General features: G+C 68.2%; 16 protein-coding genes. 9 read left to right on the forward strand and 7 right to left on the reverse strand.

Going from position 1 to position 14,167, the window contains the following annotated elements; all coding sequences use genetic code 11:
* Positions 1-27 precede the first annotated feature (27 nt).
* From QM619_RS13540 to QM619_RS13575, 8 genes are all read left to right on the forward strand, one after another.
* Positions 28-1,611, forward strand: a complete 1,584-nt coding sequence (locus QM619_RS13540) for a hypothetical protein (RefSeq protein WP_415109604.1) — start codon at positions 28-30, stop codon at positions 1,609-1,611.
* Entirely contained in the window at positions 1,608-2,471 is an 864-nt protein-coding gene (locus tag QM619_RS13545) for a hypothetical protein (RefSeq protein ID WP_415109607.1), read from the forward strand. The genes QM619_RS13540 and QM619_RS13545 overlap by 4 nt, the downstream gene beginning before the upstream one ends.
* Positions 2,450-3,583: an energy-coupling factor transporter transmembrane component T gene (locus QM619_RS13550; protein ID WP_415109610.1), complete on the forward strand. Its 1,134-nt coding sequence runs from the start codon at positions 2,450-2,452 to the stop codon at positions 3,581-3,583. Before QM619_RS13545 ends, QM619_RS13550 begins: the two co-directional genes overlap by 22 nt.
* Positions 3,580-5,169 carry an ABC transporter ATP-binding protein gene (locus QM619_RS13555; protein ID WP_415109613.1) on the forward strand — a complete coding sequence of 530 codons (1,590 nt, stop codon included), beginning with the start codon at positions 3,580-3,582 and terminating at the stop codon, positions 5,167-5,169. Before QM619_RS13550 ends, QM619_RS13555 begins: the two co-directional genes overlap by 4 nt.
* Entirely contained in the window at positions 5,166-6,065 is a 900-nt protein-coding gene (locus tag QM619_RS13560) for an ECF transporter S component (RefSeq protein WP_415109615.1), read from the forward strand. The genes QM619_RS13555 and QM619_RS13560 overlap by 4 nt, the downstream gene beginning before the upstream one ends.
* Before the next feature lie 44 nt (positions 6,066-6,109).
* On the forward strand, positions 6,110-6,724 hold the full coding sequence (locus QM619_RS13565) for a superoxide dismutase (protein WP_415109618.1): 615 nt from the start codon (positions 6,110-6,112) through the stop codon (positions 6,722-6,724).
* 182 nt (positions 6,725-6,906) lie between these two features.
* Positions 6,907-8,010, forward strand: coding sequence for a ubiquitin-like domain-containing protein (locus QM619_RS13570; protein ID WP_415109621.1), 1,104 nt, complete (start codon positions 6,907-6,909; stop codon positions 8,008-8,010).
* A gap of 31 nt (positions 8,011-8,041) precedes the next feature.
* Positions 8,042-8,659, forward strand: coding sequence for a transglycosylase family protein (locus QM619_RS13575; RefSeq protein ID WP_415109624.1), 618 nt, complete (start codon positions 8,042-8,044; stop codon positions 8,657-8,659).
* Positions 8,660-8,769: 110 nt separating this feature from the next.
* Here the strand turns inward: QM619_RS13575 and rplQ are convergent, their stop codons facing one another.
* The 7 genes from rplQ to infA form a co-directional block, all read right to left on the reverse strand.
* On the reverse strand, positions 8,770-9,300 hold the full coding sequence (gene rplQ / locus QM619_RS13580) for a 50S ribosomal protein L17 (RefSeq protein ID WP_415109627.1): 531 nt from the start codon (positions 9,298-9,300) through the stop codon (positions 8,770-8,772).
* 23 nt (positions 9,301-9,323) lie between these two features.
* The gene (locus tag QM619_RS13585; RefSeq protein ID WP_415109630.1) at positions 9,324-10,328 is read right to left on the reverse strand and encodes a DNA-directed RNA polymerase subunit alpha; all 1,005 of its coding nucleotides are present in this window, start codon (positions 10,326-10,328) and stop codon (positions 9,324-9,326) included.
* 114 nt (positions 10,329-10,442) lie between these two features.
* Positions 10,443-11,048, reverse strand: a complete 606-nt coding sequence (gene rpsD / locus QM619_RS13590) for a 30S ribosomal protein S4 (RefSeq protein WP_415109633.1) — start codon at positions 11,046-11,048, stop codon at positions 10,443-10,445.
* A 26-nt stretch (positions 11,049-11,074) separates the two neighbouring features.
* On the reverse strand, positions 11,075-11,491 hold the full coding sequence (rpsK, locus tag QM619_RS13595) for a 30S ribosomal protein S11 (protein ID WP_415085041.1): 417 nt from the start codon (positions 11,489-11,491) through the stop codon (positions 11,075-11,077).
* A 43-nt stretch (positions 11,492-11,534) separates the two neighbouring features.
* Positions 11,535-11,909, reverse strand: coding sequence for a 30S ribosomal protein S13 (rpsM, locus tag QM619_RS13600; RefSeq protein ID WP_415109636.1), 375 nt, complete (start codon positions 11,907-11,909; stop codon positions 11,535-11,537).
* Positions 11,910-12,128: 219 nt separating this feature from the next.
* The gene (gene rpmJ, locus QM619_RS13605; RefSeq protein ID WP_002514836.1) at positions 12,129-12,242 is read right to left on the reverse strand and encodes a 50S ribosomal protein L36; all 114 of its coding nucleotides are present in this window, start codon (positions 12,240-12,242) and stop codon (positions 12,129-12,131) included.
* A gap of 100 nt (positions 12,243-12,342) precedes the next feature.
* Positions 12,343-12,564 carry a translation initiation factor IF-1 gene (gene infA, locus QM619_RS13610; RefSeq protein WP_415109639.1) on the reverse strand — a complete coding sequence of 74 codons (222 nt, stop codon included), beginning with the start codon at positions 12,562-12,564 and terminating at the stop codon, positions 12,343-12,345.
* A 294-nt stretch (positions 12,565-12,858) separates the two neighbouring features.
* Here infA and QM619_RS13615 point away from each other — a divergent pair, with 294 nt between their 5' ends.
* Positions 12,859-14,148, forward strand: coding sequence for a DUF222 domain-containing protein (locus QM619_RS13615; protein WP_415109642.1), 1,290 nt, complete (start codon positions 12,859-12,861; stop codon positions 14,146-14,148).
* Positions 14,149-14,167: the final 19 nt, after the last annotated feature.

A 14,167-nucleotide genomic window follows, 5' to 3' on the forward strand; every position in this document is an offset into this window, starting at 1 on the left:
CATGCCCGTGCGAAAGGACCCATCCAGATGCACTCACCATTGAGGCGCTCGCTCGCTGCCGGGACTGCAGCGGCATTGGCGCTGACCGGCCTGATCCAGTCGTCGCCATGGGCGTCCGCGGCCGGTGCGGCCGACGCGACCAAGGCCGCCAATTTCATCGTTCGCAACCTTCCGGCCACCGGCGACGGCGCCGGCGCGTCGATGACCGCGGCGCTCGGCCTGGCGACCACCGGGAGCTGCAGCTACGCGCCAGCGGCCCGCACCCTGGTGAAGCAGATCGAGAAGAACGCCAAGTCGTACCTGTACCCGAGCAAGAAGCTCAACCAGGCGCGGGCCGCGAACATGGCGATCACGGTGCAGGCGCTGGGTCTCAACCCGAAGAAGTTCGCCGGCTACAACCTGGTCTCGCTGGTCACCAAGGGCCTGCCGAAGGACGGTCAGGTCGGTTCGTCGAAGTCCGCCTTCAGCCAGAGCCTCGGCATCATCGCCTTGCAGCGGGCCGGGGCCACGATTCCGGTCACGCTGCTGACCAATCTGCTCGGCCAGCAGGACACCTCTGGTGCGTTCGGCTACGAAAACAACGGGTTCGACGCCGATCCCGACACCACCGCGATGGGCATTCTGGCGCTGAAAGCGCTCGGCCACCTCGATCCACAGGTCGCCGAGGCGGTCAGTTGGGCGAAGGGTCAGCAGAAGCCGGCCGGGTATTGGGAGAACTACTCCCCGGTCGACTCCACCGGCCTGCTCGGCTCCGCGCTGGGCAGCGGCACCGAGGTGACCAAGGCCAAGCAGTGGCTGGGCACCGTGCAGCACTCCGACGGGGGCTTCCCGAACTCGCTGGACGCCGGCACGGCGTCCGATGTGATGGCCACCGCCAACGCCCTCTACCTGATCACCGGCAAGTCCGCGCTGGACGCATCGCTCAACCTGGGGAAGTGCCCGAAGAGCCCGCCCTCACTGCCGAAGGCGACGGACTCGTGCACCGGGGTCTGGGTCGTGGTCGATCGCGGCAACGGTCAGCAGACCGTGCGTTGCGCCACGAAGTACGCCAACGGGCTGGACGCCCTGAAGAGCGCCGGGTTCTCGACCAAGACCATGTCGACCAACTTCGGCCCGTTCCTGTGCCGGATCCAGAAGTACCCGAGCACCTGCACCTCGACCGCGAACACGTTCTGGGGCTACTGGAGCGCCGAACAGAAATCGGACGGCAGCTGGGGTGAGTGGACGGAGTATGCGGTCGGCGCCAGCCAGTCGAAGCCGAAGCAAGGCACCGCCGAGGGCTGGATCTACGGACCGTGGCTGAACGGCGCGGCCCCAGACCTGGCCACCCCGCCGAAGGGCTACGCGGCCAGTCCGATCCCGACCATCGCCGGGACGGCTACGGTCGGCCAGACCCTGACTGCCACGTCCGGCACCTGGACGCCGACGCCCGACAGCCTCAGCTACCAGTGGTACCGCTCCGGCAAGTCGATCTCGAAAGCCACCAAGGCGACCTACACGCTGACCAAGTCGGACGCGAAGAAGACCATCACGGTCAAGGTGACCGCCGAGAAGGACGGGTACCAGACGGTGAGCCGCACGTCGGCTCCGACCGTGAAGGTGAGCAAGTGAGGCGATTCCTCGCCGCGGTCGCGCTGGCGACAATGTTCGCCGCCAGCGCGACCGCACCCTCGGCGCCGGCTGCCACAGTCCTCCGGGCCCGCACCCTGCCACAGGCGGCGTCTTGCAGCGGGGTGTGGGTAGTGGTCGACTTCGGCAGCCTGAGCGGCGGCATTTCGACCCGGTGCGCGACCAGCTACGGCACCGGCGCGGCCGCGCTGCGCAGCGCCGGGTTCTCCCCCACCATCACCGACGGCTTCGTCTACAAGATCAGCGGCAAGCCGAGCAAACCGGACATCAACAAGGCGTACTGGTCGTACTGGCACGCCACCCCCAAGGCGGACGGCAGCTACGGCGGCTGGACGTATTCCAACCTCGGCGCAAACGGCTACAAGCCGACGTCCGGCAATGCCGAGGGCTGGCGCTACCAGTCGCTGAGCGACGGCAAGGTCCCGCCGGGCGCCGCGCCACCGGCCGCCACGCAGGACGAGCCCACGCCGTCCACGACCCCGAGCAAACCGAAGCCCAAGCCCACGAAGAAGGCCTCCCCGACCAAGAAACCTGCCGCGAGCGCGAAGCCGGGCAGCACGTCCGCCAGGCCCAGCGCGACTGCGAAACCGAGCAAGACCACCGCGAGCAGCACACCCAGCGCATCCACCGAACCCGGCACGACCGCGACGCCGACCGTCACCGCCCAGTCCAGCGACACCGGGACGTCCGTCCCCGCGACCGCCGGGGTGCCGATCACGGTCGCCGCCCCCGTCGACGACTCGGGTTCGGGATCGCCGGCGGGCCTGATCACCACCCTGGGAATCGTCCTGGCCGGTGCGGCCGGGCTTGGACTCTGGTGGTGGAAGGGCAGGAAGCCCTGAGATCGCTGCACCCATGGGCCTGGTGGTGTTGGGCGATCGGCATCGGACTGGCCGTCAGCGGCACCACAAACCCGCTGCTGCTCGTGCTGATCGCGCTGGCCGTGGTGATCGTGGTGATGATCCGGCGCACCGCCGCTCCCTGGGCGCGTTCGGTGCGGGCCTATCTGCTGCTGGCGTTGTTCGTGATCGCCATGCGGGTGTTCTTTCAGATCCTGATCGGCGGCAGCGGCGGCGAAACAGTGTTCTTCACCCTGCCCGAGATTCCGCTGCCCGAGTGGGCGGCCGGCATCCGGCTGGGTGGCGCGGTGACCGCGGAGGGGCTCGTCTACACCCTGTACAGTGCCCTCCGACTAGCGGTGATGCTGCTCGGCATCGGCGCGGCGAATGCGCTGGCCAACCCGCGCCAGGCGCTCAAATCGGTGCCGGCCGCCTTGTATGAGGCGTCCGTGGCGGTGGTGATCGCGCTCACCGTCGCGCCGCAGCTGATCGAGAGCGCGCAGCGGGTGCGCCGGGCCCGTCGGCTGCGCGGCGACCCGGTCCGGGGCATCCGCGCGCTGGGTCGGATCGCGCTGCCCGTCCTCGCCGACGCGATCGAACGGTCGATGGCGCTGGCGGCCGGAATGGAGGCCCGCGGCTTCGGCCGCACCCGAGAACGACCGGTAGCGGGCGCTCTGCCGTTGATGATCGTCTCGTCGACGATCGCGTTGCTGGGCGCGTTCCTGCTGCTCAGCACGGCGTACTGGGAGGTCGCGACGGCCACGCTCGGGCTCGGCATCGTCGGCACCGGCTTGGGCCTGCGGCTGGCCGGACGCGCGCTGCGGGTGACCAGCTACCGTCCGCACCCGTGGTCCTGGCGATCGACCGGGGTCGCGCTCAGCGGCGTCCTGGCTGCCGCGATCGTATTCACCCTGGGCTGGCTCGAGACAACCTACGACACCGTGTTTCCCTCGACAGATCCGTTGGTCTGGCCAGAGTTGACCCTGCCGATGCTGGCCGCGGTGGCCTGCTGCCTGGCTCCGCTGGCGTTCACCGTGCCGCCTCGATTTCCAGCCGTCGAGAACCCCCGGACCGACAGCCGGGTCCGCGCCCTGCGCGGTGGAGCACCGGCATGATCGCCTGGCAGGACGTCACCGTCAGCTACCCGGACGCCGACCGACCCACCCTGCGTGGGATCGGTCTGGAGATTCCGGACGGCGACCTGTGCCTGGTGGTCGGCCCCACCGGCAGCGGCAAATCCACCCTGCTGGGCAGCATCAACGGCCTGGTGCCTCATTTCACCGGTGGCACCCTGTGCGGCCGGGTCACGGTCGCCGGACGCGACACCGCCGGTCATCGCCCACGGGAGCTGGCCGAGTGGGTCGGCTACGTCGGCCAGGATCCGCTGCGCGGGTTCGTCACCGACACCGTCGAGGACGAGGTCGCCTACGGCATGGAGCAGCTCGGGGTCAGCCCGGTGGCGATGCGCAAACGGGTCGAGGAGACCCTCGACCTGATGGGCATCGCCGAGCTGCGCCGGCGTCCACTGATCGAACTGTCCGGCGGCCAGCAGCAGCGGGTGGCGATCGCCGCCGTGCTGGCCGCACAGCCGCGGGTGCTGGTGTTGGACGAACCCACCTCGGCCCTCGACCCGACCGCCGCGCAGGACGTGCTGTCGGCGATCGCCACCCTGGTGCATGAGGTCGGGTTGACCGTGGTGCTGGCCGAGCACCGTCTGGAACGGGTGATGCAGGCAGCCGATTCGATGATCTGGCTGCCCGGCGAAGGCAGCGCCGAGTACGGCTCCCCCGCCGAGATCCTGGCCCGCGCCTCGGTGACCCCGCCGCTGGCCGCGCTGGCCCGCGCCCTGGGCTGGCCGACGGTGCCGCTCAGCGTCCGGGAGGCCCGGCGCCGCGTCGAGGCCTCCGGGATCACCATCGCCCCACCGCCGGCTCCGGACGCCTCCCCCGGCCCGGTTGCCCTGTCCGCCCGGAACATCGAGGTGCGCTACGGCCCGATCGGCGCCGTCCGCGGTGTCGATCTCGATCTGCACGCCGGCACGGTGACCGCCCTGCTCGGACGCAACGGCGCCGGCAAGTCGTCGCTGCTCTGGGCGCTGCAAGGCGCGTTGACCAGCGCCGGGACGATCGCCGTGGCCGGTCAGGACCCCCGGAAGCTGAGCGCCGTCGAGGCGCGCCGGCTGGTCGCCCTGGTGCCGCAGACCGCCGCCGATCTGCTCTATCTGCCCACGGTCGCCGCCGAATGCACACAGGCGGACGCCGAGAGCGGTGCCGAGCCCGGCACCACCATCGACCTGATCGCCCGGCTCGGCCTCGACCTGCCGCCCGAGCGCGATCCGCGCGACCTGTCCGAGGGCCAGCGGCTCGGACTGGTGCTGGCGATCCAGCTGGCCGCACGCGCCCCCGTGCTGCTGCTCGATGAGCCGACCCGCGGGCTCGACTACGCCTCGAAGGCCCTGCTGCACCGGATTCTGGACGCCCTGGCCGCCGACGGCATCGCTATCGCGCTGAGCACCCACGATGTCGAGTTCGCCGCGCTGGCCAGCCGGCGGCTGCTGTTGATGGCCGACGGCGAGGTGATCGCCGACGGCAGCACCGCCGAACTGCTCACCTCGTCCCCGGCCTACGCCCCGCAGATGGCGAAGGTGTTCGCGCCGGTTCCGGTGCTCACCCCGGCCGACGTGGCACGGGGGCTGCTATGACCGGCCTCCGCTGGCAATCGGCACTGGCGCTGATCGTGGCGGTCCTCGCCGGCATGATCGCCTTCGCCTGGCCGCTGTTCCTGCGTCCGGAAGGCAGCGCCAGCCCGCTGCAGGCGCCGATGGTGTTCGCTCTGGTGCTGCCGCTGTCGCTCGCCATCGTGCTGGCCGAACTGGCCGGCGGCGAGCTGGACGTCAAAGCGCTCGCCATGCTCGGCGTCCTGGCCGCGGTGGGCAGCATTCTGCGTCCGCTCAGCGCCGGGACGGCGGGCTTCGAACTGGTCTTCTTCCTGCTCATCCTGGCCGGACGGGTCTTTGGTGCCGGTTTCGGCTTCGCGCTGGGCGCGATCACCCTGTTCACCTCGGCTCTGATCACCTCCGGTGTCGGGCCGTGGCTGCCCTACCAGATGCTGGCCGCCGGCTTCATCGGGCTGTTCGCCGGCTGGCTGCCGAAAGCGTCCGGACGTGGTGAGCTGGTGCTGCTGGCCGGCTACGGGATGGTGTCCGCGTTCGGCTACGGCTGGCTGATGGACTTCTCGTTCTGGCCGTTCGCGCTCGGCGACGGCACCCAGCTGTCCTTCGACCCGGCTGCGACCCCGCTACAGAATCTGCATCGGTTCGCGCTGTTCAACCTGGCCACCTCGATGGGCTGGAACCTGGGCCGGGCGTTGACCAATGCGGTGGTGATCCTGATGGTCGGCGCACCATTGCTGCGGCTGTTGCGGCGGACCGCGCGTCGGGCCAGCTTCACCGCCGGCCACGGAGTGCGAACCGATCCGCTGCCGACGATCGAGCCAGCCGGAACCTCCCCGTCGGCGGGGCCGTCCGCCGGCTCCGATCCCGATCCCGCCCGTGCGGAGGTGCCACCGATTCGTCCGGCAGGGAATACTGGGCCGTGAATTGTGGGTTGACCCAATCAAGAAGCCCCAACGAAGGAGTACCGATGACGTACACGCTGCCGGACCTCGATTACGACTACGGCGCACTCGAGCCGCACATCTCCGCACAGATCATGCAGCTCCATCACGACAAGCACCACGCCGCCTACGTGGCCGGTGCGAACACGGCGCTGGAGAAGCTGGCCGCGGCCCGCGAGAGCGGCGACTTCGCCGCCATCAACAAGCTCGAGAAGGACCTCGCCTTCCACCTGGGCGGACACATCAACCACTCGGTGTTCTGGAAGAACATGTCGCCGGACGGCGGCGGCCGTCCCGACGGTGAGATCGCCGCCGCGATCGACGAGTTCTTCGGCTCGTTCGAGGGCTTCCAGAGCCAGTTCAACGAGGTCGCCAACGGCCTGCAGGGCTCGGGCTGGTCGGTGCTGGTCTGGGACACCCTGGGCAAGCGGCTCAACATCAACCAGCTGTTCGACCAGCAGGGCAACCTGCCGGTGGGCCAGCTGCCGGTTCTGCAGCTCGACATGTGGGAGCACGCCTTCTACCTGCAGTACCTGAACGTGAAGGGCGACTACGTGAAGGCGTGGTGGAACGTGGTCAACTGGGCCGATGTCACCGAGCGCTTCACCAAGGCCCGCGAGGCCAGCTCCGGCCTGTTCTGAGCACCCATCGTCGAACGGCCCCGGGATGATCCCGGGGCCGTTCGTCGTCGTCCGGGACGCCGGCGTCGATCCATAGCATGACGCGGGGAGATTTGCGTGTCTTCTCAGCTTCCGTCACACTCGTTCTCAGGTTGTTCTTATGAACTCCTCCGGAATCCCCGAGTAACTGGAGCTGTAAACACGTGATCTGGTCCTGGAAGCTGACCGCCCTCACCGGCGCCGTCGTCCTCGCCGGTGGTGCTGTCGCCGCCACCTCACTCGACAAATCCATCACTCTCACCGTCGACGGCCAGAGTTCTGTCAGCACCAGCTACGCCGGCACCGTCGGCGACGTGCTGAAGGCGAACGGCATCGAGCTCGGTCCGCGCGACCTGGTCTTCCCTGCGGTCGACTCCGCGGTCAGCGACGGCGGCACCGTCCAGGTGCAGTACTCGCGCAAGGTCACCCTGCTGGTCGACGGCAAGCCGACCGAGTTCTACACCACCGCGACCACTCTGGACGGCGCGCTGGCCGCCGCCGAGCTGCGCGGCCTGGGCGGCGCCGCCTTCTCGCTCTCCCGCTCGGCCGGCATCGGACGCGAAGGCCTCACCGTCGACGTCCGGACGGCGAAGCAGGTCACTCTGAAGGTCGGCGGGAAGTCCGAGAAGGTCACCACCACCGCCGCGACCGTCGCCGATCTGCTGGCCGAGCGGAAGCTGACCGTGGGCGCCAACGACCGGATCAAGCCCGCCCTGAGCACCGCAATCGTCGCCAAGCAGAATGTCACCCTGGACCGGGTCAGCATCACCACCCGCACGGTCACCGAGAAGATCGGCTACGGCACCACCAAGTCGACATCCACGTCGCTGTACGTCGGTCAGACCAAGGTCACCAAGGCCGGCCGCAACGGCAAGGCCACCGTCACCTACGAATACACCAAGGTCAACGGCGGCGATGCCACCAAGAAGGTCCTGAAGCGGGTGGTGGTGACCGCCCCGGTGAACCAGAAGCTGCTGGTCGGCACCAAGAAGGTCGCTGACGGCGGCAGCGGTGGCGGCCTCAACCTGGCCCGCGCCGCGATGTGGGACAGAATCGCCAAGTGCGAGTCCGGCGGCAACTGGCATATCAACACCGGTAACGGCTACTACGGCGGGCTGCAGTTCGCCAACGCGTCGTGGCGCGCCAACGGTGGCACCGACTTCGCCCCGCGTGCCGACCTGGCCAGCCGCGCCGAACAGATCACCGTCGCCAACCGCTATTACGCCAAGGCAGGGCTCGCGCCCTGGGGCTGCCGCCACGCGGCCTGACCCATCCGATCAACGAAGAGGGAGTTCGCAGATGCAGTTGACCACGAAGGGGTCGGCGCTCGTCGCCTGCGGTGTCCTGCTGCTCGCCGGCCTGAGCAGTGTGCCAGCCAATGCCGCCGACAATGAGGACGCCGGGCAGTCCAGCAGTAGCGGCTCGACGGTGACCACGAAGACGTCCAGCAAGAAGGTCACCCTGAAGTACGCCACGGTCAAGATGGGGACCAAGTCGCTGTACAAGGGCGATTCCAAGGTAGTCACCAAGGGCCGCAACGGCAAGGCCACCCAGACGTACCAGACCACGACCGTGGACGGCGTCTCCACCACCGTGTTGGTGAAGGAGCAGATCACCAAGAAGGTGGTCAACAAGGTCGTCAAAGTCGGCACCAACGGCAAGCACAAGATCAACCTGGCCCGGCTGAACCAGTGGAACAAGATCGCGAAATGCGAGTCCGGCAACCGCTGGCATGTCAACACCGGCAACGGCTACTACGGCGGACTGCAGTTCAACCTCGCCACCTGGAAGTCTGTCAAAGGCCAGCATTTCGCCAAGTACCCGCACAAGGCGACCAAGTCCGAGCAGATCACCGTCGCGAATCGCCTCTACGCCACGCGCGGCTTCAAGCCGTGGAGCTGCCGCCACGTCCTCTGAGCCCTGCGCAGGCCACCTTCCACATCGCGCCAGCTTAAATTTATGTGGGGCTCGCCGAATTCGGCGAGCCCCACATAAATTTGAGCGAGCGCGGAGGAAGAACGCAGCACTCAGGCCTTGGCGTCCTCATCGGCGGACGGCGCCGACGGGGCGGACGCCGAAGAGGGAGACGACGGGGCCGACTCCTCCTTCTTGGCCCGCTTCGGAGCGGCCGGCGCGGCCTTCTTGGCCGGCGCGGCGGACCCACCCTTGGCCTTGGCCTTGTTCTTGCGGGATTCCTCGACCGACTCGGTGATGATCTCGATCACGGCCATCGGGGCGTTGTCGCCCTTGCGAGGCCCGACCTTGGTGATCCGGGTGTAGCCGCCATCGCGATCGGCCAGCTTCGGGGCGATCTCGGTGAACAGGACGTGCACCACACCCTTGTCGGTGATGGTGGTCAGCACCTGGCGCCGGTTGTGCAGATCGCCGCGCTTGGCCTTGGCGATCAGTCGCTCGGCCAGCGGCTGGACGCGCTTCGCCTTGGCCTCGGTCGTGGTGATCTTGCCGTGCTCGAAGAGCTGGCTGGCCAGGTTGGCCAGGATGATCCGCTGGTGGGCCGGCGAGCCGCCGAACCGGGGGCCCTTGGTTGGCTTGGGCATTTCGGGTTTCTCCTATTCGCGGATCAGTACTCGTCGCCGAAGTCGGCGTCGTCGTTGTAACGGTTGAGAGCAGCCAGCGGGTCGAAGCCGGGCGAGCTGTCCTTCAGCGACAGGCCCATCTCGTGCAGCCGCAGCTTGACCTCTTCGATCGACTTCGAGCCGAAGTTGCGGATGTCGAGCAGATCCTGCTCGGACCGCGACACCAGCTCGGAGACGGTGTGGATGCCCTCGCGCTTGAGGCAGTTGTAGCTGCGCATGGTGAGCTTCAGCTCTTCCACCGGCAGCGCCAGGTCGGCGGCCAGCTGCTCGTCGACCGGCGACGGGCCGATCTCGACGCCCTCGGCCTCGACGTTCAGCTCGCGGGCCAGGCCGAACAGCTCGACCAGGGTCTTGCCGGCGGACGCAACGGCGTCCCGCGGGGTCATCGAGGGCTTGGTCTCGACATCCAGGGTGAGCCGGTTGAAGTCGGTGCGCTGCTCGACGCGGGTGGCCTCTACCTTGTAGGTGACCTTCAGCACCGGGCTGTACAGCGAGTCGACCGGCACCCGGCCGATCTCGGAGTCCAGGTTCTTGTTCTGGGCGGCCGACACGTAGCCGCGGCCGCGCTCGACGACCAGCTCCATCTCGATCTTGCCGGTGTCGTTCAGGGTGGCGATGTGCAGGTCGGGGTTGTGGATCTCCACCCCGGCCGGCGGCGCGATGTCGGCGGCAGTGACCTCACCGGGGCCGGCCTTGCGCAGGTACATCACCACCGGCTCGTCCTCTTCGGAGGACAGCACCAGGCTCTTCAGGTTGAGGATGATTTCGGTGACGTCCTCGACGACTCCCTCGATGGTCGAGAACTCGTGCTGGACGCCCTCGATCTTGATGCTGGTGACGGCCGCGCCCGGGATGGACGACAGCAGCGTGCGGCGCAGCGAGTTGCCGAGGGTGTAGCCGACACCCGGCTCCAGCGGCTCCACGACGAAGCGGGAGCGGTAGTCGTCGATGACCTCTTCGGTCAAGGTCGGACGCTGTGCGATGAGCATGAAGTTATGTTCCTTTCCTGCCGACCGCTATATGACGGCAGTCATGGTCCCGCCCGAGTCGGTCCCGTGCGGGGTTCGGGGACGCCGGCGCGAACCGGCGTCCCCGATGAGGCGTTACTTGGAGTAGAGCTCGACGATCAGCTGTTCCTGGACGTCGACGGTGATCTGGTCGCGCACCGGCAGCTGGTGCACCAGGATGCGGCCCTTGTTCGGGCGCACGGTCAGCCAGCCCGGAACGGAACGCTCGTGGTGGGTCTCACGGGCGATCACGAACGGCAGCGTTTTGATCGACTTCGGCGCGACATCGATGATGTCGTACGGGCTCACCCGGTAGGACGGGATGTTGACCTTCTTGCCGTTGACCAGGAAGTGGCCGTGCACGACCAGCTGGCGAGCCTGCCGGCGGGTGTTGGCCAGCCCGGAGCGGTATACGACGTTGTCGAGGCGTGATTCGAGGATGATCAGCAGGTTGTCACCGGTCTTGCCGGCCAGCCGGTTGGCTTCCTCGTAGTAGCGGCGGAACTGCTTCTCTAGCACGCCGTAGGCGTAGCGGGCCTTCTGCTTCTCTTTGAGCTGCAGCAGGTACTCGCTCTCCTTGGTCCGGCCGCGGCCGTGGACGCCGGGCGGGTAGGCGCGGCGCTCGAACGACTTGTCGTTGCCGACCAGGTCGGTGCCGAGCCGGCGCGACTTCTTGGTGATGGGTCCGGTGTAACGGGCCATGGTTCAGTCCTTCTCTCTGCTCGGGCTCAGACGCGACGGCGCTTGGGCGGACGGCAGCCGTTGTGCGGCACCGGGGTGACATCGGAGATCGGGCCGATCTCCAAGCCGACGGCGCCCAGCGAACGGATGGCGGTCTCGCGGCCGGAGCCCGGACCCTTGACGAACACGTCCACGCGCTTCATGCCGTGCTCCATGGCGCGGCGTCCGGCGGCCTCGGCGGCCATCTGGGCGGCGAACGGGGTCGACTTGCGCGAGCCCTTGAAGCCGACGGTGCCGGCGGAGGCCCACGAGATCACCGCACCAGTGGGGTCGGTGATGGTGATGATGGTGTTGTTGAACGTCGACTTGATGTGCGCCTGACCGGCGGTGACGTTCTTCTTCTCCTTGCGGCGCAGCTTCGTCTTGGAAGCTGCCTGAGCCTTGGTGCGGCCTGCAGTAGCCATGTGTTTTCAGTACTCCTGGTATCTCGTGTGAGGAGGAGCCGCGTCAGCGGCCCTTCTTCTTCCCGGCGACGGCCTTCTTCTTGCCCTTGCGGGTGCGGGCGTTGGTCCGGGTGCGCTGACCGCGGACCGGCAGGCCCATGCGGTGACGACGGCCCTGGTAGGAGCCGATCTCGATCTTGCGCCGGATGTCGGCGGCGACGGTGCGGCGCAGGTCGCCCTCGGTCTCGTAGTTCGCCTCGATGTGATCGCGAAGCGCGACGAGGTGCTCGTCGGTCAGCTGGTGGACACGGATGTCGCCACTGATGCCAGTGGCGGCCAGGGTTTCGGCGGCTCGGGTACGGCCGATGCCGAAGATGTAGGTGAGGGCGATCTCCAAGCGCTTCTCGCGCGGCAGATCGACCCCGATGAGGCGTGCCATGAGGCGTTTCCTTTCAGTTCCGGACGGGGCGTCGACCCGGTCCGCGGAGGTGTCTGGCGTGATGCGTCCCCTCGCCGCCTCGGCGTGGGCCCCGGCCTCCGACCGGGGGTGGCAGCGGGATTGCTTCCGCTGGTGCGATCACGTTGTTCTGTTGGTCCGTCCTCAAAGGACGGTGGACGGCGCGCCGTCCGGTGCTGCGGCCCGACGGCGCAGACCAGGTCAGCCCTGGCGCTGCTTGTGCCGCGGGTTGTCGCAGATCACCATCACGCGACCGTGCCGGCGAATGACCTTGCACTTGTCGCAGATCTTCTTGACGCTCGGCTGAACCTTCATCGAGCAACTTTCTGACTCGTCGCTCCGGACAAAGCTGTCCCCGGGCACGAAGGCTCGGGGAATCAGTGGCCGGAACCGGTGGTGGATGATGTCGTACGGATCACTTGTGCCGGTAGACGATGCGGCCGCGGGTCAGATCGTAGGGAGACAGCTCGACGACGACGCGGTCGGCCGGGAGGATACGGATGTAGTGCTGCCGCATCTTGCCGCTGATCGTGGCCAGCACGCGATGGCCGTTGGCGAGTTCCACCCGGAACATCGCGTTCGGCAGTGCTTCGACGACCTGGCCCTCGAGTTCGAGGGCACCTTCCCTTTTCGCCATTGCTCCCAATCTGAACGTGGACGCACCTGAGACACAGGTAACCGACGAGCGAGTCTAGTCCAGGACGCCGGAGGCCCCCAAATCGAAGCCCGCTCCCCTGCCGACAGTCGAGCGCACCGACACCCCTTGCGGATCCGTTGGTCGAGCTTGTCGAGACCCTCCCCACCAGAAGCTGTCAGTGCCGCCTGCCAGGATCATGACCATCGGAGCCCGCGCCGCGCCACCGACCACAGGCCGAGAGGAACTTCAGACCCTTCTCTTGTATTCATACATATGTATTATTATACTACCTGCATGGACGCTTTCGCCAGGCTCGACGCCGCCGCTCTGACCACACTGGTCGACGGGCTGGCCGGCTTGACCTGTGGCGACCCGGTCGAACTCATCGACCAGATCACCCAGTTGGAGCGGCTCAAGAACGCCGCTGCGGCCGCGCAGGCACGGCTGACAATGGAGCTGCGCGGCGTCTTAGAGGCCGAAGCCAGGGCCGCGGGCCGCACCGTCACGCGGGTGTCCGCCTCCCTCGCCGGTGAGATCGGGCTGGCCCGGCACGAATCACCCCACCGCGCCAGCAGCCTGGTCGGCCTGGCGTCCGTACTGGCCACCGAAATGCCGCACGCGATGGCCGTGTTCAGCGCCGGCGACGTCTCCGAGTGGCGAGTCACCGTGTTCGCGCGGGAGACCGCCTGCCTGTCGAAGGCTCATCGCGTCGAAGCGGACGCCGAGCTCGGCCCGAAGCTGGCCGAGCTGTCCACCCGCGAACTCGCTGCCGAGGCCCGCAAGGTCGCCTACCGGCTCGACCCGCACAGCGTGGTCGCCCGCATCGGGCGGGCCGAGGCCGACCGCAACGTCACCATCCGGCCCGCACCCGACTGCATGGCGCGGGTCTCCGCCCTGCTGCCGGCCGCCCAGGGAGTCGCTGCCTACGCCGCCCTCACCCAAGCCGCGGACGCTGCCCGCGCGGCCGGCGACGAACGCACCAAGAACCAGGTCATGGCCGACACGCTCGTTGCCCGCGTCACCGGCCAGGAAGCCGCCCACGAGGTCGAGGTCGAGATCCAGTTGGTGATCACCGACGAAGCACTGCTCGGCACCCGCAACACGCCCGCCCGGCTTGCCGGCTACGGACCGATCCCCGCTGGGGTCGCGCGCAGGATCGCCGCCCATGCCAGCGAGAAGCTGCGGGGATGGATCCGCCGCCTCTACGGCACACCGGGCGAGGGGCGACTGGTCGCCATGGAATCGACCCGCCGCCGCTTCCCGGACGGCCTGGCCGCCTTCATCGCCACCCGTGACGACGTATGCCGCACACCGTGGTGCGACGCGCCCATCCGGCACACCGACCACATCACGCCCGCCGCGGCCGGCGGTGCGACCACTGCCGCCAACGGGCAGGGCCTGTGCGAGCAGTGCAACTACCTCAAAGAGCACTCCGGCTGGCGTCATACGGTCCAACCTGACGGCACCATCGGCGTCCGGACCCCCACCGGACACGAACACCACAGCCGACCACCCGATCTCCCCCACGAACCGGGCTTCACACCGTTCACCGTGGAGTTCCGATACTTCGGGTCCGCGGCCTGAGAGCTGAGGCAAAGCTCAC

Origin of the sequence: Micropruina sp., assembly GCF_047606665.1 — a bacterium.
Lineage (GTDB): Bacteria > Actinomycetota > Actinomycetes > Propionibacteriales > Propionibacteriaceae > Micropruina.